The organism is Mesorhizobium sp. M1066 (assembly GCF_040318635.1).
Classification (GTDB): Bacteria; Pseudomonadota; Alphaproteobacteria; order Rhizobiales; family Rhizobiaceae; genus Mesorhizobium.
This window is the reverse complement of record NZ_JAMYMR010000051.1, coordinates 10,067-34,977: the sequence shown is the minus strand read 5'-3', so window position 1 is coordinate 34,977 and position 24,911 is coordinate 10,067. Positions and strand designations below refer to the sequence as shown.

Genomic DNA, 24,911 nt, shown 5'->3' with positions numbered 1-24,911 from the left:
CATCGCCAACAGAATCACATCCCAACGCCAGACAACCAATCAAAAGCGAGTCATCCACCTCAAAAGATGTGTGCATCCCCTAGCCACATTCGTGGGGGCGAGGAACCCAAGTTCTGCCAAACACGGCATTTGGACTGGAGCGAAACCCTACTCGGCCGCCACCTTGGCCATCGGATTGTTCGGGTGCGTCGTCCAGTTGGCATAGACCGGCGATACCGGCCTGCCGGTGCGCTGGTCCATCACGCCTGCCGCCAGCGGTTCCATGGTGATGCAGTTCTCGACCGGGCAGACATTAACGCACAGATTGCAGCCGACGCATTCGGCCTCGATCACCTCGAAGTGCCTGACGCCGTCGACCATGTTGGTGATCGCCTGGTGCGAAGTGTCCTCGCAGGCGATGTGGCAGCGGCCGCATTTGATGCAGGCATCCTGGTCGATACGCGCCTTGGCGACGTAGTTGAGGTTGAGATACTGCCAATCGGTGACATTGGGCGTGGCGCGGCCGACGATGTCGTTGAGCGAGGCGTGCCCCTTCTCGTCCATCCAGTTTTCGAGGCCCGCGATCATTTCCTGCACGATCTTGAAGCCATAGGTCATTGCCGCCGTGCAGACCTGCACATTGCCGGCGCCGAGCGCCATGAATTCGGCAGCATCGCGCCAGGTGGTGATGCCGCCGATGCCGGAGATCGGCAGGCCGCGGGTTTCGGGATCGCGCGCGATCTCGGCGACCATGTTCATGGCGATCGGCTTCACCGCCGGGCCGCAATAGCCGCCATGCGAGCCCTTGCCGTCGATTGTCGGCTGCGGCGCGAAGCTGTCGAGGTCGACACCGGTGATTGAATTGATGGTGTTGATCAGCGACACCGCGTCGGTGCCGCCGGCATGTGCCGCCCGTGCGGGCTTGCGCACATCGGTGATGTTGGGCGTCAGCTTGGTGATGACGGGCATGCGGGTGTTCTGCTTGCACCAGCGCACCACCATTTCGATATATTCCGGCACCTGGCCGACAGCCGCGCCCATGCCGCGTTCCGACATGCCGTGCGGACAGCCGAAATTGAGCTCGATGCCGTCGGCCTCCGTCTCCTCGACCACCGGCAGGATCGCCTTCCAGGCCTCCTCGACGCATGGCACCATCAGCGAGACGACGATGGCGCGGTCGGGCCAGTCCTTCTTGACCTGCTTGATCTCGCGCAAATTGACCTGCAGGTCGCGGTCGGTGATCAGCTCGATGTTGTTGAGGCCGAGCAGGCGGCGGTCGGCGCCCCAGATCGCGCCGTAGCGCGGGCCGTTGACGTTGACCACCGGCGGACCTTCCTCGCCCAGCGTTTTCCACACGACGCCGCCCCAGCCGGCCTTGAAGGCGCGGATGACGTTGTAGGCCTTGTCGGTCGGCGGCGCCGAGGCCAGCCAGAACGGATTGGGCGATTTGATGCCGACGAAATTGTTTCTGATATCTGCCATGCTCATGCCCTCCCGTTCGAGGTCAGTGCCCGATTGATGCTCTCCGCCGCGTCACGGCCTTGCGCGACCGCCGAGACGGTCAGGTCGTCGCCACCGAAGATGCAGTCGCCACCGGCCCAGACCCTGTCGAGCGACGTGCGCCCTTCCGCATCGACCTTGATGCGGCCGGCTTCGAGGTCGATCGAAGCACCACTGCCGTTAAGAGCCGCCGGCACGAAGCTCTGTCCAATCGCCTTGAACACCTGGTCGGCAACGAGCGTCAGTGTCTCGCCGGTGCCGGCAAGCTTGTCGCCGTTCAGCGCCGTGTATTCGAGTTCGACGGCGGTGACCTTGCCGCCTTCGGCGATCACCCGCTTCGGCTGCAGCCAGTGGCGGATGCTGACGCCGTTGGCTGCCGCCAGATCCTGTTCGAATTCGGAAGCGTTCATGTGCTCCTGGCCGCGCCGGTAGCAGATCGTCACCTCCTCGGCGCCGAGCAGCTTCGACTGTACCGCGGCGTCGATGGCCGTCATGCCTCCACCGATGACGACGACACGGCGGCCAACCGGCAGGCCGGAAAGGTCGCTGGCCTGGCGCAGTTCGGCAATGAACTCGACCGCGTTGATGACGCCGTCGGCCTCCTCGCCATCAGCACGCAGCGCGTTGACGCCGCCAAGGCCCATGCCGAGAAACACCGCATCGTAATTGCGGATCAGGTCCGACAGCTGGTAGTCGCGGCCGAGCGCCTTGCCGTTCTGGATGTCGATGCCACCGATCGCGGTCACGTAGTCGACTTCGGCCTGGGCGAAATCGTCGACACTCTTGTAGGCGGCGATGCCGTATTCGTTGAGGCCACCGGCCTTCGCGCGCGCTTCCAGGATGGTCACGTCATGGCCGTGGCGGGCGAGCCGGTGCGCGGCCGCAAGGCCGGCCGGCCCGGCGCCGACCACGGCGACAGTCTTGCCGGTCGGCTCGGCGCGCGGGTAGAACTGCTTGTTCTCGCTCATGGCGACATCGGTGGCGTAGCGCTGCAGGCGGCCGATCTGCACCGGCTTGCCTTCCGCCACCTCGCGCACGCAGACTTCCTCGCACAGCGTCTCGGTCGGGCAGACGCGGGCGCACATGCCGCCCAATATGTTCTGATCGAAGATGGTCTTGGCCGAACCGATCGGATTGCCGGTCGAGATCTGGCGGATGAACAGCGGAATGTCGATCGAGGTCGGGCATGCATTCATGCACGGCGCGTCGTAGCAGAAATAGCAACGATCGGATTCGACCAGCGCCTCGTGATGATCGAGCGGCGGGTGCAAGTCGGAAAAATTGTCCGCATACTGGTCGGCCGAGAGCCTACCGCCCGCAATGCCTTCCCTGAATTGGCCTTCTGGCATCGTCAGTTCCCCATGTTTTCTTTTGAGGAAGGCTAGCACGTTTTATTTTTTTATCAATTGGTCAATTTTTGGCGCAAGCCACTGAAAAGGCTGGATAATAACATGATAATAATCCTCAAGTTTGATCCGCCCGTTGCCACTCATGAAAGCATGCATGGGATGGCCTCTAGGTAGCGTCAAGCTGTTCGAGATGCGCACGGGATGGTAGGCGCTTGAGGGTGCACGGCTTTCTTACAAGTGGAGGGGATGATGACCAATGACCAGGAGACGGTTCAGCGTTGGGAGCCCGTGGAAGATTTACCTCAGGCAGCCTGTCAGGTTTGGCGTCTGAAATCCGACAATCACTTTGAACTTACCGTTGAAGGCGACTTCTTCATCGGGACATCCGAACGGACCCTCAAAATAGAGTTTCATAGAGTGCTAGCCCTTTCGGCTCACGACGACATGCTGGGACTGGCCCATGTCCGCGATGGTGACTCGGTCCCGTTGATAGATCCTGGCAGCCAAGTCACCTATAGGTGTCCCATCCTGCGGGTGGAGAACTCACATTGGTTGCGATCAATCCCAGGTCCAACAGACGACTGCTCACATTTTCTGTTGCTCAGTCTCGAATGCACGGTTGAGGTGATTGCTCGTGAAGCCACAGCTGCTTGGGTCTGACCACAGCTGACACGACCCCCATCCGCTCCGGATAGGACAGACCTCAGATTGGTGGCGCGGCGTTGATTAGGGTGCCCGCTCTAGGAGCGGGCTCGGGCATACCACCATGGATAGCCCGGACCTCCTCCGCGACCAGTTGCTGCAGCCGCCACAGATTGCGGTCATGGATGCCGAATTCCTCGAGATGGCTGACCGTGTTGTAGAGATATTCGGCGCCGGATCCGATATGCCCGCAGGCTCTGGCCAGCACGCTCGCCACTCTGTCCAACGGCTGGTTCGGCGACGTTCCCCTGCCCTTCACGCCGACCCAGAAGCCGAGCGCGCGCAGCGTGCCTTGCGGCGTATGCACCGGCAGCCAGCGGACCGTCTCGATGCTTTCGTGGTCGCTGATCTCGCGCCGCAGCAGCCTTTCAATCTGCGCCGGTTTCTCGCCCTCCGGCAAGCGATAGATCACCCCGTTGCAGCGTCCGCCCCGTTCGAGCGCCATCATCAATCCCGGCTGCTCGGCGCTGCCGCGCCACCGCACCATGTCGAGGCAGAAGGACCTGTGCCAGCCAAAGCCGTGGCGAGCTGTTGCTCGACCGACTCGAATTCCGGCTTCCAGATCAGCGACCCATAGGCGAACACCCATAGCGGTCCGTCATCGGCTTCATTGGACAGCCGCAAGGCAAGGTCTCGAAAGTCCTCGTCGTTCATGTCTGTCCAACTCGGATCCGGGCCGGGATCGGCCTCTTCCCGATGGCACAGTGCGACAAGCTCGGGCGTGAGCGACATCAAGCGCATGGACGACAACCCCTCATGACCGCAGAGAAATCGAAAACCAGCGCGCGTGCAACCAGGGAACGCTTGGCACGCATGCCCATTGTTGTCCGGGCGATGTCGGATTTCCGTCGTGAGGATCGTCCTATGGTGGACGACGATCGATGCATGAAAGGTGAGGAGACCGAAAATGCCAAAAACCCCGATGCCCTTCTTCTGGTACGAACTGATGACATCAGATCTCGACGCCGCCGAGGCGTTCTACACCCAAGTGGTCGGCTGGACGGCGCAGCCCTTCGACACAGCCCCCGGCATGCCGCGCTATATCGTGATGAATGTCGGCGAACGTGGCGTCGGCGGCCTGATGACCTTGCCCGAGGATGCCGCCAAGATGGGCATGCCGCCGGCCTGGCTTGGCTATATCCACACCAGGGATGTCGACGCCGCCACGGCATCGCTGGAGAAAGCCGGCGGCACCGTTCACCGGCGGCCCGACGACATTCCGGGCGTCGGCCGCTTTGCCGTCGTCGCCGATCCGCAAGGCGCGACCTTCATGTTCCTGCAGCCGAACGGCCCGGACCAGCCTGTCGTGCCGGCCGGCACGCCGGGCCACATCGGCTGGCACGAGCTTTATACGAGCGACTGGAAAGCCGCGTTCGATTTCTATTCCGAGCAATTCGGCTGGGTCGACGCCGGCGATTTCGACATGGGCCCGATGGGCACTTACCAGACTTTTACGGCTGGCCCCGAATCCGGCGGCGGCATCATGAACAAGCCGGAGCAGATCCCGGTGCCGGTCTGGCAATTCTACTTCAACGTTGCGGCCATCGACGCGGCGGCAAAACGGGTCACCGACAATGGCGGCAAGATCCTGATGGGCCCGATGGAGGTCCCCGGCGGCAGTTGGATCGTCCAATGCCAGGATCCGCAAGACGCGCACTTCGCCTTGATGGCGCCAGTCCGCTGACCGCGATCGAACACCGCTGAAACAAAGCGCGGGTTTTCATCAGACCACCGATGAAGGCCTCTACCCCTGCCTGGCGCCGTCTCATTCCGGCGCCAGCACCGCAACCTTCAGCTCAGCTTTTTTCGCGCCGCTGAACTGGACGGTGGCCGGGCCGGGCGCAAGCTTGAAGCGCACGCTCTTGCGGATGCCAGGGCATGTTTTCACGCCGCTATAGCCCGCCGACTTGATGGCCTGGCCATCCTGGATGACATCGATCCAGGCCTCCCCCGAGAGACTGATCTGGATGGCTCCCTCGGATGGCACTTCCACGCTGGCGACCGCCCCAAACGTGTCTGATGCCGGCGCACGTTCGGGCGCCACCGCAAAACCGGCTTTCTCTACCGGCACCAGCGCCAGGTCCGCAGCCGCACCAACCGCCAGCGCCGCTCCGGACGGCGTTGCCGGTGCCGCGGCAAACAGGGTCTGCTCCCGCGTCACCGGCCATTTGAAGGCCTCACAGCCGGCGTCCTCGGCCATGGCGAAGCTGGTGCCTGCGACGATCGCGAACAGGCTGATGACGACTTTTTTCATGGCAAGACCCTCACACATTGAGATTGTTGTACACGCATTAATACAACCATAGAGGTATTAATGCAACCCTGGCGAGAAAAACTTGAAGGGAATTGGGAACATTCCCAATCACTGATTGTTGATGGCAAACCAGGGGAAATGAATGGTCCAATGCCGGGTGATAAACTATGGCCGATCCCGGAAGCTAAAGGAGTTTTAGATGAAGCTTTTCGACGGCCTTGCCAGATATCAGCCGCAGGCACTCGGCATTCTGCGCATTGTGACCGCGCTGCAGTTCATCGAGCATGGCAGCCAGAAACTGTTCAACTTCCCCGTCAGCGCCGATCCCCACGCCCTTTCCGGGCTGACCATGACCGCCGGCATCCTCGAATTCGCCGGCGGCATCCTGCTGGCGCTCGGGTTGTTCACGCGGCCCGTGGCATTCCTTCTGGCCGGCGAAATGGCGATCGCCTATTTCATGGCGCACGCGCCGCGCGACTTCTTCCCGGTCAACAATGGCGGCGATTCGGCGATCTCGTTCTGCTTCATCTTCCTCTATCTGGTGTTTGCGGGCGCGGGCGCCTTCGCGCTGGACAACCGCCGCAGCGCCTGACGCCCAGAAGAAGGGGCGTGCCTAGTGCATGTCGCCCAAAAGTGCCCAGCGGTTTTGGGACAACGACATGCACAAAACAGGAATCTGAAGCGCATCGGCGAAGCCGAAGCGCTTCAGGCACGCATCCGTTCGAAATTGGCGTCGAAAAGCGGCACCGCCTGAATGCGCGCCGCATGGCGCTTGCCCAGCAGCTCGATTTCGAAGCCGTCGCTCTCATCGGCGATCCCCTTCGGCACATAGCCGATGGCGACGGATTTCTTCGAATGATGCGCATAGCCGCCCGACGTCACCCAGCCGCGCACCGCACCATCGAACCAGATCGGCTCGTCGCCAATGACATCGGCATCGTCGGCATCGACGATAAAGGCGCGCAGGCGCAATTTGCCGCCCAGCTTGCGCTCGGCCAGCGCCGCGGCCTTGCCGATGAAATCGGCGTCCTTGCCGTAAGCAACGAAGCGGTCGAGCCCCGCTTCCAGCGGTCCGTAGATCGGCCGGTACTCGCGCCCCCATGAGCCGTAATTCTTGTCCAGCCGCAGCGCATTGAGGGCGCGTGAGCCGAACAGGCCGATGCCGAATTCCTCGCCCGCCGCCATCAGCGCTTGATAGGCGGCGCGCTGGTATTCCGGCGCCACCCAGATTTCGTAGCCGAGATCGCCGGTATAGCTCACACGGCCGACTAGGCACGGCGCCATGCCGATATCCATCCGGCCAATGGCCATGAAGGAAAATGCCGCATTGGAGACATCCGAACGCGTGGCCTTTGCCAGCACATCCCGCGCCTTCGGCCCCGCGATCGACAAGCCGCTGAGCTTCTGACCCAGCGCCTCGATGCGGACCGAGCCGTCGTCTGGCAGGTGCTGCTCGAACCAGCGCATGTGGTATTGCTCGGCGATGCCGGAGCCGGCGAGGAACCAGCCGTCTTCCCCCAGATTGGCCAGCGTGAAGTCGCCGATCAGCCTGCCGTCCTGCTTCAGCATCGGCGCCAGCGTCATGCGGCCGGGTTTCGGCAGTTTGCAGGCAAGCATCCGGTCGAGCCAGGCGGCCGCCCCCTCACCCGTCACCTTGTATTTGGCGAAGCTCGAAATCTCGGACAGGCCGACACCGTCACGAACCGTCGCGACCTCCCTGGCGACCTGCGTGAAGTCGCTCGAGCGGCGCCACGAGAATTCGTCCTTGACGCCTTCCGGCGCGTACCACAGCGGCACTTCCAGCCCATAGGCAACGCCCCATTGCGCACCCCCAGCAGACAGCAGATCATAGACCGGTGTCATCTTCAGCGGCCGCCCGGCGGGCAGCTCCTCATTGGGGAAGCGGATCGAAAAGCGCCTGGAATAATTCTCGCGCACCTTGGCGTTGGTATAGGCCATCGTCGCCCAGTCGCCGTAGCGCGCGACATCCATCGCCCAGATATCGGCGCCGGGATCGCCCTCGATCATCCAGTTCGACAAAGCGAGGCCGACGCCGCCGCCTTGCGAAAAACCGGCCATGACGCCGCAGGCGACCCAGAAGCCCGGCAGGCCGCGCACCGGCCCGACCAGCGGGTTGCCGTCCGGCGCGAAGGTGAAGGGGCCGTTGATGATCTGCTTGATGCCGGTGTTCTGGAAGGCCGGGAAATGGCGGAAGCCGACCTCCAGCGACGGCGCGATGCGGTCGATGTCGGGCGCCAGCAATTCATGGCCGAAATTCCATGGCGTCTGGTATTCGGACCACGGCTTGTTGGCCTTCTCATAGGTGCCCATCAGCATGCCGCCGCGCTCCTGGCGCAGGTAAAGCTCGCCGTCGAAGTCGACCGCGTGGATGATCTCGGTGCCGGTCTTGGCGTTCCAGGCGGCGACCTCCGGCATATCCTCGGTGATCAGGTACATGTGCTCCATGGCCAGCACCGGCAGTTCGAGACCAACCATGCGGCCGACCTCGCGCGCCCACAGGCCGCCGGCATTGACGACATGCTCGGCCACCACCTCGCCCTTGTTGGTGATGACCCGCCACAGCCCGTCGGGCCGCCGCACGATGTCCTCGACCTTGGTGAAGCGCTCCACTTCCGCCCCAAGTTTCCGCGCGGCCTTGGCATAGGCATGGGTGACGCCCGAGGGGTCGAGATGGCCATCCTCCTTGTTTCTGACGGCGCCGACGAACTGCCTGGGGTCGAGCAGCGGCATCAGCTCCGCCGCTTCATTGGGTGAGATCTCCTCAAGCTCGATACCGAGATAGCGGCCCTTGGCTACGACGCCGCGCAGCCAGTCCAGCCGCGCCTCGGTTGCCGCCAGAAGCACGCCACCGGTCAGATGCACGCCGGTCGCCTGGCCGGAAAGCTCCTCGATCTCCTTGTAGAGGTTGATCGTGTATTTCTGCAGCTTGGCGACGTTGGGGTCTCCATTGATGGTGTGCATGCCGCCGGCCGCGTGCCAGGTCGAACCCGACGTCAGTTCATCGCGCTCCAGCAGGACAACATCGGTCCAGCCATGGCGGGCGAGATGGAACAGCACGGAGCACCCGACGACACCGCCGCCAATGACCACGACCTTTGCATGCGATTTCATGGATTTTTCTCTGATATCAGTGAGTTGGATGGGAAGGATGAATCTGGGTGGGAGGGATCACGGCTCGCCCTGCCCGATCGCTTCCTTGCGCTTGGCCATGTAAGCCTCCAGCGCCTCGCGCACGGCGATATCCATCACCGGCTCGACATAGTCTTCCAGCGCCTTCTTCCACAGCCGTGTCGCCCGCGCCGTGGCGTCGAGCCCGCCGGCCTCTTGCCAGGCCTCGTAGTTCTGCCAGTTGGACAGCATCGGCTGGTAGAAGGCGGTGGCGTAACGCTCCAGCGTGTGCGGCTCGCCGAAGAAATGGCCGCCGGTCGGCACCGCACCCAGCGCCTCGACGGCAAGCTCGGCCTCGTTGACCTCGATCGGGCGCAGGAATTCCATCATGTGCTGGATCATCTCGACATCGATGATGAGTTTTTCGAACGACGCCGTCAGCCCGCCCTCCTGCCAGCCGGCGGCGTGGTAGACGAGGTTGCCGTGGCCGAGCACCGCGCCCCACAGCGCCATCAGCGTCTCATAGGCGCCCTGCGCATCGGCGGCGTTGGAAGCCGAGCCCGGTGTCGTGCGGTATGGCAGCCCGTATCGCCGCGCCAGTTGCCCCGACGCAATATTGGCCTTGGTGTTCTCAGGCGTGCCGAAGGCCGGCGCGCCGGACTTCATGTCGACATTGGAGGTGAAGGCGCCGTACATGACCGGCGCGCCCGGACGGACAAGCTGCGTCAGCACGACGCCGAACAGCGCCTCGGCGTTCTGCTGCGCCAGCGCGCCGGCCAGCGTCACCGGGCTCATCGCCCCCATCAGCGTGAACGGCGTCACCGCCACCGACTGGCCGAATTCGGCCATGGTCATCAGGCCGTCGGCCATCATCTCGTCGAAGCGGCGCGGCGAGTTGACCGAGATGATCGTGGTGATGCCGGGATCGTCGCGCATCTGGTCGAGCGTCAGCCCGCGCGAAATCGCCATCATCTCGATGCCGTCCAGCGCCCTGCCTCGGCCGATCGCCGAGACATGGAAACTCTTGTCGGTCAGCGTCAGGTTAGTGAAGTAGGTGTCGAGATGGCGGGAATTGGCCGGCAGCTCCACTGGTGCGCAGACCTGGTTGCCCAGCATGTGGATGCAGTTGAAATGCTGCGCCAGCCGGGTCAGATCCGCATAGTCGCGCAAATTGCCGGCGCGGCGGCCGCGCTCCATGTCGTGCACATTCGGCGGCCCGGCAACGAGCGTGAAATTGATGGTGTTGCCGCCGAGATGAACCGCGTTGGCCGGGTTGCGCGGCGTCAACACATAGCTGGACTGCGTGGTCTTCAGCACGTCTTCGACCAGGCCGCGATCGATGCGGACATTGGCTGAGGCATGATCGACTTTGGCGCCGGCCTTCTCGAACAGCGACAGCGCCCGCGGGCTCATCACCTCGATGCCGAAATTCTCCAATATGTGCATCGACGCCTGATGGATCTGCTCGATCTGGTCGGGCGACAGCATGGCCATTGGCGGATAGGGATTTGTCACCCGCCTGAGCGGCAGTTGCGGGATGGCCGATGGCCCTCTGTTGCTGGTGCGCTCGGCGCCGCGTTTGCGTCTTGGTTCGTTCATGCCGGTATCAAAGCCCCGGCAAACCGGGCAAGCTGTCAGAAATACGTCGTTTGCGGGCGCGATTTTAGCCACGGCGGCATTTCTGCAATGTCTGTTTAGAAAAAGCGACGAAGTCCGTCGGATTATCGATACTGGATTTCCTTGAGAGACTGCGCCGGCGAAGCGTTAACGAGCGCTGCAAGATTCCCTTTATGATTTCGGCCTATTGCTCTGCCGATGCGTAGCTCGAGTTTTAGTAAAATTGGTGCGGTTTGCGTGCTGCTGGCGCTTTCGGCCTGCGCCACGTCGCCCAGCCACATCAACAATGTCTGTGCCGTCTTCGACCAGAATGACGGCTGGTTCGACAACTGGCAGTCAGCCGCCGAGCGCGCCCAGCAGAAATACGGCATCCCCGTTCCCGTGCTGATGGCGACGGTGCGCAAGGAATCCGGTTTCAAGAGCAATGCACGGCCGCCGCGCACCAAGCTGCTCGGCTTCATTCCGTGGAAGCATGTCTCGTCGGCCACCGGCTTCTCGCAGGCGCTGGACGGCACCTGGTCGCAATATCAGCGCGAGACCGGCAACTGGGCGGCACGGCGGACGAAATTCGCCGACGCCGTCGACTTTGTCGGCTGGTACCATTCCAAGACATCCGACACGTACGGCGTCGCCCGCAACGATACCTACAATCTCTACCTGGCCTACTATCTCGGCTGGACCGCCTATGGCCGCGGCAACCGGGGCGATGCCGGCGTCCAGGGCTATGCCCGGGCCACCGACAAGATGGCGCGGGACTATGCGCAGCAACTGAGTGAGTGCGGCAACTGACTTTGCCGGAGCATTACGCAGCCAAGTGAAATCACTTGGCGCTGCGGAAAAGTGATGTCGCCTTGATCGGAACAGGCCTCCGAATTCATCCGCTCGGGATCAGATGGAGGGTCGGCTTGCCTCCCTTTACTGCCGCGGTCGATAACTTTCGGTCAAAGGTCGCCAATTTGCCGTCACGCGCCTTTGCGAGCCCCAGGAGATAGCTATCCGTTACTTGCGCCGAGGTTAGGATTCTAGCTGCATCAATGTCGCCGGAACCGACGAGACTGATGTCGTCCGACCAGAACTGATGTCCTGAAAGGGTATGTAGTTTGCCGACAATCTGCGCAACGACAGCGGGCGAACCCGGAGAATTAGGATATTTCGGGCTGCTCAAAATCCTGATGACACCATTCTCGGTAATGGGACATGTAGCCCATGATATATGCCCGGTGGATTGGAACCACCGATGGGCATCTTCATGCGCAACGTGAGCCGGATCGATCAACGCAATCAAGACGTTGACGTCAAGCAGGAAGGTCACGGCAGTTCATCGCGAAGCGCATTGACCATTTCCAGATCGACCATCGGGCCGTCGGGCCGCGATGAGAGTAAGGGAATACCATTGCGCTCACCGCCAGACTGCGGCCTGCGCAGTGATCGGCGAACCAGATCGGAAATGACCTCGCCAACGCTGCGATCCTGCTGTTGCGCCATGGCCTTGGCGGCAAGGAGGACATCGTCATCGATTGCAAGCGTCGTTCTCACAATACGTTTCCTTAATGCGCATCAAACATCACGCATCACATAAGGCAATTGGCGGAGATATTCAAGCGAACGTAGCTCTGTCATTCCTTGACAGATATGAGATATGACGATGCCGCGGAGGCAAAACTCCGACGAGAGGCATTGCCTCTATGTCGGTCAGCTCGGCCTTTTGCCGCGCGGACGTTTTGGCGGCGGGCCGGCAAAACCGGGGCCATCGCCATGCGGCGCGTCATCCGGCACGCCTTCGTGCGCGGCGTGCTCCTTGTCGAACTTGATCACCGGCTCCATCTTGGCCAGCACGTCATCGGAAAGCCAGCACAGGCTCATATGGCCGTCGCCGAGATGCTTGACCGGCGGCACCTTGGTCTCGCACAGATTGTCAGGCACCAGCTTCTTGTAGCCGCAGCGGGTCTGGAATGGGCAGCCGGACGGTGGGTTCATCGCCGAGGGAATGTCGCCCTCCAGCACGATGTGGCGCTTGACCACGCTGGTGTCGGCGATCGGGATCGCCGACAGCAGTGCCTCGGTATAGGGATGGTAGGGCGGCGCGAAGATCTGGTCGGTCGTGCCTTGCTCGACAATATAGCCGAGATACATGACCACGACGCGGTCGGCGATGTAGCGCACGACCGACAGATCATGGCTGATGAACAGCATTGTCGTCTTGTTCTTGCGCTGGATGTCCATCAGCAGTTCGGTCACCGCCGCCTGCACCGACACGTCGAGTGCCGAGACCGGCTCGTCGGCCACCACCACCTTGGCGTCGCCGGCAAAGGCGCGCGCCACGCCGATGCGCTGCTTCTGGCCGCCCGATAGCTGGCGCGGCTTGCGGGTTTCGAATGCCCGCGGCAGCTTCACCAGGTCGAGCAGTTCCAGCATGCGCTTGCGGCGATCGGCAACCGTCTTGCCGACATTGAACTTCTCCAGCGTGCGGATGATCTGCGAACCGACCGAATGGCTGGGATTGAGCGTGTCGAACGGATTCTGGAACACCATCTGGATCGACGACACCGTGTCGACGCTCCGCTTCTCGATGCCCGTCGATTGGATTTCCTTGTTGCCCAGCGTCACCGTGCCGGCACTTGCCGTCTCCAGCCCGAGCAGCACCTTGGCCAGCGTCGACTTTCCGCAGCCGGATTCGCCGACGATGGCGACCGTCTCGGATTCGCGCGCCATGAACGAGATCGTCTCATTGGCCTTGACGACGCGGCCCTCGCTCGAGCCGAACACCTCGCTGCCGCCGACCCTGTAGTATTTTCTGAGATCCTCGATCTTGAGCACCGGAGCGCCGGGCACGACGCGCTCATTGACCTTTTTGGCGCCGGGCGGCAGCGCCTCCCAGTCGATCTCGTTGAAGCGCACGCAGCGCGAGAAATGGCCTTCGTGACCCGCGACCTCGATCATCGGGATCTCGGCGGCGTTGCAGACGCCCTCGACGAAATGGTGGCAGCGAGGGCCGAAATTGCAGCCCTTGGGCCGCTCGTGCGGCAGCGGTAGCTGGCCGGGGATCGAAATCAGCGGCCGCGAATTCTTGTCGGCGCCGGGCAGCGGGATCGAGCGGAACAGCCCTTGCGTATAGGGGTGGCGCATCCGGTCGAACACGTCCTTGATCTTGCCCGTTTCGACCGCTTCGCCCGAATACATAACCGTGATGCGGTCGCAGGTTTCCAGGATCAGGCCGAGATTGTGTGACACGAAGATCATCGACGTGCCGAACTTCTCGCCGAGCCCTTTGACCAGGTCGACAATGCCCGCTTCCACCGTCACGTCGAGCGCCGTCGTCGGCTCGTCGAGCAAAAGCAGCGCCGGCTTCGACAGCAGCGCCATGGCAATGACGATGCGTTGCTGCTGGCCGCCCGAGAGCTGGTGCGGATAGGAGCGCATCATGCGCTCGGGATCAGGCAGCTTGACCGCGCGCACCATGTCAAGCGCGCGTTTATGGGCCTCTTCCTTCGACACCTTGTCGTGGATCAGCGGCACTTCCATCAATTGCTGGCCGACCTTCATCGCCGGGTTCAGGCTCGCCATCGGCTCCTGGTAGATCATCGCGATCTTGTTGCCGCGAATGGAGCGCAACTCCTCGTCGGAGAGCTCGCCCATGTCCTTGCCCTGGAACTTGATCTTACCGCCGACGATCTTCCCGATGTTGGAGAGGTCGCGCATGATGCCGAGCGACACGGTCGACTTGCCGCAGCCGGATTCGCCGACGATGCCCATCGCCTCGCCGGGCATGACGGTGCAGGAAAAATCCATGACCGCCGGGATCTCGCCCTTGCGGGTGAAGAAGGAGATCGACAGGTTCTCGATCTCGATGATCGGCGCGTTGGCCGGCCCATTGGTTGGCGTGGCGGGATTTCGAACTGCCTCGTTCATGGGTCGCTCCAATCCTGGTTCTTCTAGGCCTGTTTCTCTCAGGCGCATCGGGTCGAGACCCGCGAGATCAGTCTTTCATCGATTGTTCGCGCAGCGAGTCGGCGAGTAGGTTCAAGCCCAGCACGAACGACATCAGTGCGATCGTCGGCGGCAACGCCGGGTGGATGAAGGAGCGCAGCAGGCGGCTGGCGTCCTTGATCGCAGTGCCCCAGTCCGGACTTTCCGGCGCCAGGCCAAGGCCGAAATAACCGAGCGTGCCGAGCAGGATCGTGGTGTAGCCGATGCGCAGGCAGGCGTCGACGATCAGTGGCCCGCGCGCATTGGGCAGGATCTCCCATAGCATGATGTACCAGGGCGATTCACCGCGCGTCTGCGCCGCCGCCACATAGTCACGCGTCTTGATGTCCATCACCAGGCCACGCACGATGCGGAACACGCCGGGGCTGGAGGCGAACACCACCGCCACGAAAATATTGAGCTGGTTGGGGTCGATATGCACGATCTTCAGCGGATCGGCGTCGAAGACCAGGCCGGCATAGATCCAGCCGCCGAGGATCAGGGTGATGCCGAGCAGGATGTAGAGCCGGTCGGGCCGGTTCTTGTAGCGCGTCCAGAACAGCACGCTGAAGAAGATGATCGGGAACAGGAAGAAGACGCCGGCCATGCCATAGGGGATCGGCGTGTCCATGATGCCCGGCGTCACCAAAAGGTAAAACAGCAGGATCACAGGGAAGGCCAGCACGAGATTGGCCAGGAACGACAGCACGGTGTCGATCTTGCCGCCGTAGTAGCCGGCGGGCAGGCCGAGCGTGATGCCGACCATCAGCGCGAAGCCGGTTGCCGCAGGCGCGATGATCAGCACGATCTGGCTGCCATAGACCATGCGCGAAAACACGTCGCGCGCCAGCTTGTCGCCGCCGAACAGATAGGTCAGCCCCGATTTCGGTTCGACGGCGCCCGGCAGCACATCCTTCATGATGGGAATCTGGGCCAGCGGATCGAAGGGAGAAACGGTCGCGGCGAAGATTGCCGTGAACAGCCAGAACAGGCAGATGCCGACGCCGACGATGCCGACACCGCTGTCGAACAGCTGGCCGTAGAGCGCCAGCTTCTTCTTGTAGGCGAAGCTCGCGCCCATGACGATGACGAGCGCGATCCAGACCGGCCAGAAGCGCGACAGCACTTCGAAAACGACGGTTAAGCCACTGATGTATTGAACCGGCATCCGCTTCGCTCCCTACTGAACTCTGATACGCGGATTGAGAAATGCGTAGCCGACATCGGAAATGAGCTGCGTGATCAAGACGATGAACACCGAGACCAGCGAGCAGCCGAGCAAAAGGTCGATGTCGTTGTTGCCGGCCGCCTCGACCAGCGTGTAGCCGAAGCCCTGGTAACGAAACATCACCTCGACGATGACGACGCCGGTGAGCAGCCAGGGAAACTGCAGCATGATGACGGTGAACGGTGCGATCAGCGCGTTGCGCAAGGCATGTTTGACCACGACGCTGCCGAAGGAAAGACCCTTCAACCTGGCAGTGCGGATATATTGCTGCGTCATCACTTCGACCATCGAAGCACGCGTCATGCGGGCGATATAGCCGATGCCGTAGATCGCCAGCGTCATCACCGGCAAAGTGAAATTGTAGAAGGTGATGCCCTGGCTGGCCGAAGCCGCCGAGCCGTTCAGCCAGCCCAGCCATGAGGCGAAGATGACGGTGAAGATAACGCCCGACACATATTCAGGCGTCGCCGTCGAGGCGATCGACGCCACGGACAGCACCCGGTCGGTTCGCGACCCCTCGCGCATGCCGGCCAGAATGCCGATCAGCAGCGAGATCGGCACCATCACCACCAGCACCCAGAACATCAGGATGCCCGTAGCACCGAGTGCCGGAAACAGTTTTGAGGCGACGGTCGCCTTGAACTTGGTCGAGCAGCCGAAATCGCCCTGGAAAACGCCGGCGAAGGTCGGCACGAGCGGATCGTTGCAGAAGGAGAAACGCTGCGCCGGCTTGCCGGTCGCCGGGTCTGTCACAGGCTGCTTGGGCACCACGCCCAGCCACTGCCCATAGCGGACGAAGAAGTTCTGCCGATAGCCATGGTTGACCAGCCAGCTCTCGAGCTGCTCGGCCGACGTATGCATTTCGGTCTGGCTGATCGCCAGCTTCTTCAGATTGGGTTCGAGGTTGATCAGGAAGAAGACGACCATGGTCAGGCACAGCATCGTCAATGCCATGGTGCCAAGACGCCTGATAACGAAGGAAAGCATGGCGGCCCCCTGCCGATGGGTTGGGGTTTGAGCCGGCTATGAAAGCCAACCCTACCGTAACCGGCGGGGCTGGCTGTCAAACAGGCCTTCGGATGCGATCAACCCTGTTTTTGTTGCATGGCCTTGCCCGCGAGTCCGCAACTTTTTTGAGAAAGTGCGGACCAGCAGGGGACGGACGATGCGAAGAGCGAGGAAGGGAGCGATCCCCTTCCTCCATGTCGATGCGATCAAGCCTGCTCGAGCCAGACCTTGCCGTAGTCGCGCTCGAAGGTCGGGTGCATCTTGTAGTTCTGCACCGCCTTGACCGAGTGGCTGTAGAGCTTGCGCCAGTACGGCTGGATCATGATGCCGGAATCCTGCAGGATCTGCTCGATGTCCTTCATCATTTCCTTGCGCTTGGCGGCGTCGGCAACGGCGAGCGCCGCATTGAGCTTGGCATCCCAGTCCGGATTCGACCAGCCGGCCTCATTCCAGGCCTCGCCGGTGCGATAGGCGATGGCCAGAACTTGGACGCCGAGCGGGCGCATGTTCCAGTTGGTCATCGACAGCGGATACTTCGTCCAGTCGTTCCAGAACGTCGAACCCGGCAGGACGGTGCGCTTCACCTTGATGCCGGCGTCGCGCAGCTGGGCGGCGATCGCATCGCCGGTGTTCTTGTGCCAGTCTTCGTCGACAGTGATCAGCTCGTGTTCGAAGTCGGCCTGGCCGGCTTCCGCCATCAGCGCCTTCGCCTTGGCCGGATCACGGGCAACCTTGGGCAGCTCGTAATATTCCGGATGGATCGAGCAGACATGGTGGTTTTCGGCGACCGAACCGGCATTGCCGTAGCCGAGCTGCAAGACGACATTGTTGTCGACCGCAAGCTGCAGCGCGTTGCGCACCTTCTGGTCGCCATAGGGCTTGTTGTTGACGTTGGTGCGGCAGACGATGGTCGACGCGGTGACGATTTCCGACTTCACCAGGTCCATGCCGTCCAGGATCGATACGTAGTCGGCCGAAGTCTCGAAATTGGTGTGCACTTCGCCGGCTTCGAAAGCGCTGACCATGGCTGCCGGATCGGTGCCGTAGTCGATGAATTCCAGGCCATCGAGGAACACTTCGCCATCCCACCACTTGTCGTCGGTGCGGCGCTTGTAGACCACCTTCTGACCGACATCGTAGGAGACGAGTTCGAACGGACCGGTACCGATCGGGCAGGCCTTGAAGTCGCCGCCCTTCTCGTCGAAGGTCTTGTGGACGATGAGGCCGGGATAGTCGCACATGTTCGGAATCAGCGCGATGTCCGGCTTGGTGAGCTTCAGCACGACAGTGTGGTCGTCCGGCTTGGTCACGGCGCTTTCGTCGAGCTTGTCGTCCTTGACCAGCGAGCCGAGACGACCGGGCATGGAGTTGCCTTCGGCTTTCTTGTCGGCCCAGCGCTTCAGGTTGAAGATGACGTCATCGGCGGTGAAGGCATCGCCATTCGACCAGGTGACGCCCTTGCGCACATGCAGCGTGTACTGCGTGGCATCGTCGTTGACGTCCCAGCTTTCCAGCAGATAGGGGCGGAACGTGTATTCGGACGTGTACTTGACCAGCGGCTCGAGCGCCTGGCGCTCGGCATTGGCGATTTCCGACCAGTCGGCCTTGCGCGGGTCCTTGGGATCCTTGATCCACTGGGCGATCTTCAGCGTGCCGCCCTTCTTGCCCTTTACCTCTTCGGCCTTCGCCGGCGTCGGATCGGCGAGCCCGAGCAAGCCGTAAGCCATTGCCGTCGATGCGCCGAAGACGCTGGCCATGGCCAGGAATTCGCGGCGGTCCACCTTGCCTGCCTTGGCTTCTTCGGCCATGGCCAAGATGTGATCCGGAACGCGATCGCCATTACTCTTATAAATTGTCATGACTTAACTCCCATTGTTGGCTTTCCGCCTTTTAACATTCCGCATCCAGGCCATGATGTCAAAGACGGCGTGGATTGAGAACATGTTAGGGAATGTGCAACTTTGAAAGGGGAGCGGTTCGCGTGATAACGACAGTCTTGGCGCAAATTTGCTACTGTCCGATGGATTCTTCTGGAATCTCGATAGTCGATTAAACTGAGACATTTACTCCAGCCCGAACAGCGCCAGAATCGATCCATCATGAGGCCAAAAGCCCTGCCGAATTATCAGTATTCCTTCTCGTAGAAGATGCCGCCCTTGGCTTCGCCGGCATCGTTGGCCTCGCCGCGCAGCTTGACGCCGCGCCCGACATTGAGGTCGATCGTAGCCTTGCCCGAGCCCGGCTTGTCGCCCTTCTGGATCGTGACATAGGTGCGGTCGTTGAGGTATTTGCCCGCCGAAACCGCCGTGCCGCCCTGGTCGTCGGTGGTGACGTCGAGATCGTCGACGCCAATGGCGCTGCGCAGGTTTTCCAGAAGCGACGTCGAGCCGCCGACGCCGGCCAGTTGCCCGGCGGCCTCGGCTAACTGGGCGATCTGCAGCGGCGACAGGTTCGACATCGAGCGGCCGAAGATCAATTGCGCCAGCACCTCGTCCTCGGGCAGTGCCGGCACGGAGGAGAAGGTGAACTTCGGATTGGTCGCTTCGCCCGACACCACGATGGTGACGGTAGCGCCGGTCGTCGTCGTGGTCGCCGTCAAATTGAGATAGGGCACCAGCGAGCCGGAAAACCCGACCGTGCCTTCGGTGAAGGTCAGCCGCTTGCCGAGGATCGACAGCCGTCCGCGCTGCAAGGTGAAGGTGCCGACCGCTTGCGGCGACGAGGCCGGGCCGGTCAGCCTGAGCGAGCCGCCAAGTTCGGCATCGACGCCCCTGCCCTGGATGAAGATCTGGTTCGGGGCGTTGACCGTGACATCGAGCGCAAGGCCGCTACCGCCGCCCTTGCCGCTGGTCGTCGGCGGCCGCAGCGCCTTGTCCTGTGCCTTGACCGCAGCTGGCGCGTTCTTGTGCTTGACGTCGAGCGCCGCCAGCGAGCCCGGCAATTTGTCCGGAACCGTGATCACCGTCTTGGCGAGATTCACGGTGCCGGCAATGACCGGTGCGGAGGTCAGCGGTCCCTTGATCGTCAGGTCGCCCCCGAGATTGGCGGTCACCACCCTTCCGTCCGTATAGCGGCCGTCGACCAGCTTGATCGACAAATCGGCCGGAAAACCCTGCGCCGGGTTGATGCCGACCGTGCCGCTGGCCGACAGGCTGCCGCGCGTCGACAGCGTTCCGGTCAGCCGGTTGATCCTGGCGACGCCGCCGGCAATCGTGACATCGGCGGCGAGATCGTTGACGGCGAGGCCGGAGCGCGCATCGACAAGGCGCGCACCGGAGGTGCTGACGCTGCCGCCGATGACGGGCGATGTCGCGGGACCGCGCACCTGCACGTTGACATTGGCCGTGCCCGTCAGCGACATGCCTTGCGCGGCGAGCTTCTGGCTCAGCAGGCCGAACGGCACGGCGCCATTGAAGTCGAGCACCAGCGCCGGCGTGCCGGCCGTCGTCACGGTGCCGCCGCCCTTGAGGCCAAGGCCGGCGCCATCGCTGACATTGGCGGTGAAGGCCAGCTTGTTGGCGGCAAAGGTGCCGGACGAGGAAACACTCACCGCCCCGACACCAGCGCCTCGGGTCTGCGATGTTTGCACGCCGGCCGCATCGATATTGAAGGCGACCGCAGGGCTGGCCGGCGCACCCGTCACCTTCACCGTGCCCGAAATCGAGCCGGCGGCGTCGAGGCCGGCCGAGAAACTGTTCGCAAGCGACATCGGCACCCGCGCCAGCGTCGCGTTGATGTCGAGCGCCGTGCCGACCTTGCCGGTTACCGTCGCCGTACCACCGCCAAGGTTGAGCACCAGCCTGTCCAGCGTCGTCGTGCCATTGGCGATGCTGACGGTCGAGGCCTGAGCAATGGCCGCCTTGATGCCCTGGACGGTCGCCTGGCCGGAGGCAAGCTCGATGGTCGTCGTGCCGTTGGCCACTTTCACGCGGCCAGCAGCCTGTGCCGGAATGCCCTTGACTGTGGCGCCGCCGGAAAAACCGGTCCAGTCGCCGTCGCGCTTCAAATCGACATCGATGCCGCTGATCACGGTGCCGCCCGAAATGACGGTGTCGGCGCGGACCTTTCCGGAGATCACGGGCGCCGCCAGATAGTTGGCGACCAGCGCATCGATCGAGACGGCTTTCGCCTGCAGGTCGCCGCGCGTAATCGACGCTGTCGCCGCCTTGATGGCGACCTGGGGTGCTGCGCCATTCTTCGAGAAGGCAATCGTGCCGCGTACGTCGCCTTCGGCCTTTTCCAGCGCCAGTGCCGCGAGCGGGCCGATATCGGGCAGGTCGAGCGCGATGGTGCCGACAGGCACGAACTTCTCGTCCAGCGCCAGATCTCCGGAGATCCTGTTCCGGCCGAGCGACAGCAGCAGGCCGTTGATGGCGCTCTTGCCGTCAGCCGTCGCCAGCACCGCGCTGCCTTGCAGCGCCTGGCCGGCGACATTGCCGGTCAGTTGCACGTTGGCTGCCGGATTGGCGGCATCGGCCTTGCCGGTGGCGGTCAGCTTCAACCCGGTGATCTCTCGCGCCGCCACGAGAAGGCGGTCGCTGTCGATGGTCAGCGACAGGTCGGGCGCCGTGGCCGGCCCCTGTGCGTTCAACGCAAAGGCGATGGCGCCCTTGGCATCCTTCGACAGCAGAGAGATGTCGCTCAGCGCGCCCTTGATGTCGGCGGCCACCTTGTTGTCGGCAAGGCTGGCTTGCCCGTCGGCGGTCAGCGCACCCGAGGTCAACTTCAATCCGCCTATGTTGATGCTGCCCTTGGGATCGCGCTTCAGCGTGGCGCTGATCTCAGCGCGATCGCCAAGCATGCCGCGCGCCGCCGCCGGCAAGGCCGACGATGGGGCATCCGCCTTCAGATTGAGGTCGATGGCACCGTCTCGCAGCGATACCTGGCCGGCGACATGGCTGTTCAGCGCATCGCTCTTAAGCGAGCCGCTGTCGATGGCGACGGCATCGGCTGTCAGGCGGCCGCTGAGCGCTGCCGTGACCTTGCCGGCGATCAGCGGCGCGATCACCGGATTGTCGAGACCGACCTTGTCCACCGACACTGTACCGGAAACCGGCCCTGCACGGTTCTTGAGATCGAACGCATCCGAATGCAACGCCAAGGCAAGCCCGTCCACCCTCGCCGGACTGGTGACGATCGAGGGCAGGATCGCGGAGACATCCAGGCGGGCCCGCGTGCTCTCGCCCGCCACCTTTGCCGACAAGGACTGGATCTCGATCTTGACCGGGCTCTCGGCGCTGCCGACAGTCAGGGGCAGGCTGGGGCCGGATGATATGAGATCGAGCGCAAAATCGCTGGCGCCGTTCGGGTTGAGGGTGCCGGTCGCCTTGCCGGAAATCTTGTCGCCGGTCAGCGTCGCCTGATCGAGCATCACGCCGCCGGCCAAGGTATAGCTGCCGGCCGCATCGACGGCGAGCGGCCCGAGCCCGGCCTGCCGGGTCTGGCTGGTTTCGATACCGGCCAGTTGCGCATTGAAGCGGACATCGGGAGCGGCCGGCGGTCCGGTCACACCAGCCGTGCCGCTGAGCGTGCCCACAGCATCGAGGCCGGGCGAGAAATCATTGGCGAGCGATGCGGGCAGTGCCGAAAATTGCGCCGCGAGGTCGAGCGTCTGGCCGGCGGTACCCGACAAGGTCACCGAACCGCCGCCGACATCGAGAGCCAGTTTCTCGATGCTGGTCGTGCCGTTGGCGATGCTCATTGTCGACGCCTGAGCGATTGCCGCCTTGATGCCGCGAACAGTGGCTTCGCCCGAGGCAATCTCGACGCTGGTCGTGCCATCGGCGATCTTCACCCGGCCGGCAGCGGTTGCCGGAATGCCCGCTATGGTGGCGCCGCCGGTGAAATTAGTCCAGTCGCCTTCGCGCTTCAGGTCGACGCCGATGCCGCCGATTTCGGTGGTTCCGGAGGTGACGCTGTCGGCCTTGATCGTACCCGCGATCGCAGGCGCCTTGAGATAATTGGCGATCAGCGCATTGACGGTGATGGCCTTGGCCGTCACGTCGCCACGCGCGATCGACGTGCTCTTGGCATCGATCACGACGGAGGGCGCGTCGCCCTCCTTGGCGAAGCGGATGGTTCCGTTGATGTCGCCCGTCACCGCCTGGCCGGCCAGTGCGGCCAACTGGTCGATAGCGGGCGCGTCGAGCGTCAGCGTGCCGAGCGGCATGTACGTGTCATCCAGCGCGAGATCGCCCGAGACCTTGTTGTCGCCCAGCGACACCAGGAAGCCGTTGATCGAACGCTTGCCCTCGCTTGTCACCAGCGCTGCCTTGATGTCGAGCGGTTGGTCATTGACGGAGCCGGTCAGCGACACGTTGGCGGCGGGACTGGTGATATCGGCCTTGCCGCTCGCCGTCAGCTTGATGGTCTTCACCGTGCGGCCCGATGCCATCAGGCTATCGCTATCGGCGGTAACCGTGAAATCCGGCGCCGTCATGGCGCCACTTGCCGACAGCGCGAAATCGATGCCACCGGCAACCGGCACGCCGACTGTCGGCGACAGCACGGAAACGTCGCCCAGTTTGCCCTTGATGTCGGCCTGAATGTCGGTGCCTTGAATGCTGGCCGTGCCGGCAGCGCTAAGCGTGCCGGACGTGAACTCGATCGAGTTGGCGGCGAAAGACCCTTGCGGGTCGCGGGCCGCGCTGGCCGAGAATTTCACCCGGGCGCCGAGCACCGAGGCGATCTGCGGCGGAAAGGCCGTCGCCACGGCATCCGCATTCATCTTGAGCTGCATCGACAGGTCGGCAAGCGCCACCGTCGCGGTCAGCGAAGCGTTGAGCGCGTCGGAACGCAGCGTGCCCTGGTCGATGGCAATGGCGTCCTTGCTGACCGACCCTGCCAGATCGACATCGATCTTGCCGGTGATCAGCGGCGCCAGCGTCGCCACGTCGGTGTTGAGGCCGCCCGCCTCCAGCTTGACGGTGACCGGCCCGGCGCGGTTCTGGATGTCAAAACCGTCGGAATGGATCTGCGCCGCCAGATCATCCAGCCGCGTGCCGCCGGCGACGATGGAGACGAAGGAGGCGCCGACGTCGATGATCGGCGCCTTGCCGTCGCCGAAGGCGCGGGCGGTGGTATTGCTGATCGCCAGCGTGATCGGCTGCGCCTTGCTGCCGACGCTGATCACCACGGGTGGACCCTTGGCGGCGAGTTCGACCGAGAGGTCGCTGGCGCCGGCAGGATCGACAATGCCGGTCGCGGTGCCGTGCACCGCATCGCTGTCGATGTTGGCGCGGTCGACACTGACGCCACCGGCCGACGTGGCGGTGCCGGCAATGTCGAAACTGGTCTTGCCGGCAAACAGCGGCTTAAGATTCTCAGGCAGGAAGCGAGCGAAATCGCCGTCGCCCTTGGCCTCGATATGATTGCCCTTGTCGGTCAGTTGGTGGCGACCCGTCAGCTGGGTGACGATCTTGCCGTCGACTGAGAACGTGCCGATGCCGTTCCAATTGGCGAGCGGCCCCGTGCCCGAGACATTTATGTCGACCGGCGGCGTGTCGGGCAGCTTGAGCAGGTTGGCGATGATACCGCCTGCCGGCTCCGAAGCCTTCAGGTCGAGATCGAGCCTGTTGTCTGCCGGCGCAAAGTGGATCTTGGCGTCGACATTACCTTGCTTGCCGTCATGGCGGGTGATGTTGAGCACCGTCTCGACCGCCAGTGGCGCGGCATCGGCCTTGACCGATCCCTTGGCCGCAAGCTCGGCGATGCCGCTGCCGGCCAGTTGCTGGCCAAGCGCGATCTCGGGCAGATCGATCTGCTTGATGTCGATGGAAACCGGCAGCGTCGTCGTGCCGCTCGGCGCCGGCTGTTGCGTGCCGGCCACCGGCAGGCGGGCCAGTTCGATGCGCTCGGCAGCGATACGGTCGGCGCTGAAGCTTTTCGACAGCAGCGCCAGCGGCGACCAGTCGACGGCCACCTTGCGCGCCACCAGCCAGGCGCCCTCGCGATCCTCCAGCACGACATGATCGACGCTGAGCGCCCCGGACCAGATGCCGTCTATGCCGCTGACCGTGATCTTGCGGTCGTCGTTCGAGGCCAGCCGCGAAATGATGCCGGCGAGATTGTCGCGGCCGCGCTCGGTCTTGGTCAGCACCACCAGCGCGCCGATCGCTCCCGCAACCACGATCAGCAGCGTGTAGAGAACAATGCGGAGGATGCGCCAGACTGTTTTCAT

At 63.0% G+C, this 24,911-nt stretch carries 16 protein-coding genes and 1 pseudogene; 4 read left to right on the top strand and 13 right to left on the bottom strand.

The window, feature by feature from the left end:
• Nucleotides 1-147 precede the first annotated feature (147 nt).
• Nucleotides 148-1,461, bottom strand: a complete 1,314-nt coding sequence (gene preA, locus NKH52_RS32085) for an NAD-dependent dihydropyrimidine dehydrogenase subunit PreA (protein WP_352736229.1) — start codon at nucleotides 1,459-1,461, stop codon at nucleotides 148-150.
• A gap of 2 nt (nucleotides 1,462-1,463) precedes the next feature.
• Nucleotides 1,464-2,828 (bottom strand): NAD(P)-dependent oxidoreductase, encoded by a 1,365-nt coding sequence (locus NKH52_RS32080; protein WP_352736230.1) that lies wholly within the window; start codon nucleotides 2,826-2,828, stop codon nucleotides 1,464-1,466.
• Nucleotides 2,829-3,077: 249 nt separating this feature from the next.
• On the opposite strand from NKH52_RS32080, the gene NKH52_RS32075 reads away from it, so the two are divergent.
• Nucleotides 3,078-3,488, top strand: coding sequence for a hypothetical protein (locus NKH52_RS32075; protein WP_352736231.1), 411 nt, complete (start codon nucleotides 3,078-3,080; stop codon nucleotides 3,486-3,488).
• A gap of 43 nt (nucleotides 3,489-3,531) precedes the next feature.
• Here the strand turns inward: NKH52_RS32075 and NKH52_RS32070 are convergent.
• A pseudogene (locus NKH52_RS32070) lies at nucleotides 3,532-4,271 on the bottom strand (gamma-glutamylcyclotransferase).
• Between the two features lie 166 nt (nucleotides 4,272-4,437).
• Here NKH52_RS32070 and NKH52_RS32065 point away from each other — a divergent pair.
• On the top strand, nucleotides 4,438-5,214 hold the full coding sequence (locus NKH52_RS32065; RefSeq protein WP_352551717.1) for a VOC family protein: 777 nt from the start codon (nucleotides 4,438-4,440) through the stop codon (nucleotides 5,212-5,214).
• A gap of 81 nt (nucleotides 5,215-5,295) precedes the next feature.
• Here the strand turns inward: NKH52_RS32065 and NKH52_RS32060 are convergent, their stop codons facing one another.
• On the bottom strand, nucleotides 5,296-5,784 hold the full coding sequence (locus NKH52_RS32060; protein WP_206638022.1) for a hypothetical protein: 489 nt from the start codon (nucleotides 5,782-5,784) through the stop codon (nucleotides 5,296-5,298).
• A gap of 199 nt (nucleotides 5,785-5,983) precedes the next feature.
• Here NKH52_RS32060 and NKH52_RS32055 point away from each other — a divergent pair, with 199 nt between their 5' ends.
• Nucleotides 5,984-6,376, top strand: coding sequence for a DoxX family protein (locus NKH52_RS32055; protein ID WP_352736232.1), 393 nt, complete (start codon nucleotides 5,984-5,986; stop codon nucleotides 6,374-6,376).
• 113 nt (nucleotides 6,377-6,489) lie between these two features.
• Here NKH52_RS32055 and NKH52_RS32050 read toward each other — a convergent pair whose 3' ends face one another.
• Nucleotides 6,490-8,916 carry a GcvT family protein gene (locus NKH52_RS32050; protein ID WP_352736233.1) on the bottom strand — a complete coding sequence of 809 codons (2,427 nt, stop codon included), beginning with the start codon at nucleotides 8,914-8,916 and terminating at the stop codon, nucleotides 6,490-6,492.
• A 57-nt stretch (nucleotides 8,917-8,973) separates the two neighbouring features.
• Nucleotides 8,974-10,512 (bottom strand): trimethylamine methyltransferase family protein, encoded by a 1,539-nt coding sequence (locus tag NKH52_RS32045; RefSeq protein WP_352736234.1) that lies wholly within the window; start codon nucleotides 10,510-10,512, stop codon nucleotides 8,974-8,976.
• 216 nt (nucleotides 10,513-10,728) lie between these two features.
• On the opposite strand from NKH52_RS32045, the gene NKH52_RS32040 reads away from it, so the two are divergent.
• Nucleotides 10,729-11,319, top strand: a complete 591-nt coding sequence (locus NKH52_RS32040; RefSeq protein ID WP_352736235.1) for a transglycosylase SLT domain-containing protein — start codon at nucleotides 10,729-10,731, stop codon at nucleotides 11,317-11,319.
• 85 nt (nucleotides 11,320-11,404) lie between these two features.
• On the opposite strand, the gene NKH52_RS32035 is transcribed toward NKH52_RS32040, so the two are convergent.
• The 7 genes from NKH52_RS32035 to NKH52_RS32005 all read right to left on the bottom strand — a co-directional run bounded on the left by NKH52_RS32035 (nucleotide 11,405) and on the right by NKH52_RS32005 (nucleotide 24,911).
• Entirely contained in the window at nucleotides 11,405-11,842 is a 438-nt protein-coding gene (locus tag NKH52_RS32035) for a TA system VapC family ribonuclease toxin (protein ID WP_352736236.1), read from the bottom strand.
• Nucleotides 11,839-12,066 (bottom strand): CopG family transcriptional regulator, encoded by a 228-nt coding sequence (locus NKH52_RS32030; protein WP_352679179.1) that lies wholly within the window; start codon nucleotides 12,064-12,066, stop codon nucleotides 11,839-11,841. Before NKH52_RS32030 ends, NKH52_RS32035 begins: the two co-directional genes overlap by 4 nt.
• A 156-nt stretch (nucleotides 12,067-12,222) precedes the next feature.
• Nucleotides 12,223-14,439 carry a dipeptide ABC transporter ATP-binding protein gene (locus NKH52_RS32025; protein WP_127297095.1) on the bottom strand — a complete coding sequence of 739 codons (2,217 nt, stop codon included), beginning with the start codon at nucleotides 14,437-14,439 and terminating at the stop codon, nucleotides 12,223-12,225.
• Nucleotides 14,440-14,506: 67 nt separating this feature from the next.
• Entirely contained in the window at nucleotides 14,507-15,664 is a 1,158-nt protein-coding gene (locus NKH52_RS32020; RefSeq protein ID WP_352736237.1) for an ABC transporter permease, read from the bottom strand.
• A gap of 12 nt (nucleotides 15,665-15,676) precedes the next feature.
• Entirely contained in the window at nucleotides 15,677-16,711 is a 1,035-nt protein-coding gene (locus NKH52_RS32015) for an ABC transporter permease (protein WP_027035014.1), read from the bottom strand.
• Nucleotides 16,712-16,938: 227 nt separating this feature from the next.
• The gene (locus tag NKH52_RS32010; RefSeq protein WP_292140613.1) at nucleotides 16,939-18,591 is read right to left on the bottom strand and encodes an ABC transporter substrate-binding protein; all 1,653 of its coding nucleotides are present in this window, start codon (nucleotides 18,589-18,591) and stop codon (nucleotides 16,939-16,941) included.
• Nucleotides 18,592-18,857: 266 nt separating this feature from the next.
• On the bottom strand, nucleotides 18,858-24,911 hold the full coding sequence (locus NKH52_RS32005; RefSeq protein WP_352736238.1) for a translocation/assembly module TamB domain-containing protein: 6,054 nt from the start codon (nucleotides 24,909-24,911) through the stop codon (nucleotides 18,858-18,860).

Excerpts from the sequence above, each read along its gene's own strand:
- NKH52_RS32065 (WP_352551717.1), top strand. The coding sequence starts at position 4,438 with ATGCCAAAAACCCCGATGCCCTTCTTCTGGTACGAACTGATGACATCA.
- NKH52_RS32020 (WP_352736237.1), bottom strand. The coding sequence starts at position 15,664 with ATGCCGGTTCAATACATCAGTGGCTTAACCGTCGTTTTCGAAGTGCTG.
- NKH52_RS32080 (WP_352736230.1), bottom strand. The coding sequence starts at position 2,828 with ATGCCAGAAGGCCAATTCAGGGAAGGCATTGCGGGCGGTAGGCTCTCG.
- NKH52_RS32005 (WP_352736238.1), bottom strand. The coding sequence starts at position 24,911 with ATGAAAACAGTCTGGCGCATCCTCCGCATTGTTCTCTACACGCTGCTG.
- NKH52_RS32050 (WP_352736233.1), bottom strand. The coding sequence starts at position 8,916 with ATGAAATCGCATGCAAAGGTCGTGGTCATTGGCGGCGGTGTCGTCGGG.
- NKH52_RS32075 (WP_352736231.1), top strand. The coding sequence starts at position 3,078 with ATGACCAATGACCAGGAGACGGTTCAGCGTTGGGAGCCCGTGGAAGAT.
- NKH52_RS32015 (WP_027035014.1), bottom strand. The coding sequence starts at position 16,711 with ATGCTTTCCTTCGTTATCAGGCGTCTTGGCACCATGGCATTGACGATG.
- preA (WP_352736229.1), bottom strand. The coding sequence starts at position 1,461 with ATGGCAGATATCAGAAACAATTTCGTCGGCATCAAATCGCCCAATCCG.
- NKH52_RS32060 (WP_206638022.1), bottom strand. The coding sequence starts at position 5,784 with ATGAAAAAAGTCGTCATCAGCCTGTTCGCGATCGTCGCAGGCACCAGC.
- NKH52_RS32055 (WP_352736232.1), top strand. The coding sequence starts at position 5,984 with ATGAAGCTTTTCGACGGCCTTGCCAGATATCAGCCGCAGGCACTCGGC.
- NKH52_RS32010 (WP_292140613.1), bottom strand. The coding sequence starts at position 18,591 with ATGACAATTTATAAGAGTAATGGCGATCGCGTTCCGGATCACATCTTG.
- NKH52_RS32045 (WP_352736234.1), bottom strand. The coding sequence starts at position 10,512 with ATGAACGAACCAAGACGCAAACGCGGCGCCGAGCGCACCAGCAACAGA.
- NKH52_RS32040 (WP_352736235.1), top strand. The coding sequence starts at position 10,729 with ATGCGTAGCTCGAGTTTTAGTAAAATTGGTGCGGTTTGCGTGCTGCTG.
- NKH52_RS32025 (WP_127297095.1), bottom strand. The coding sequence starts at position 14,439 with ATGAACGAGGCAGTTCGAAATCCCGCCACGCCAACCAATGGGCCGGCC.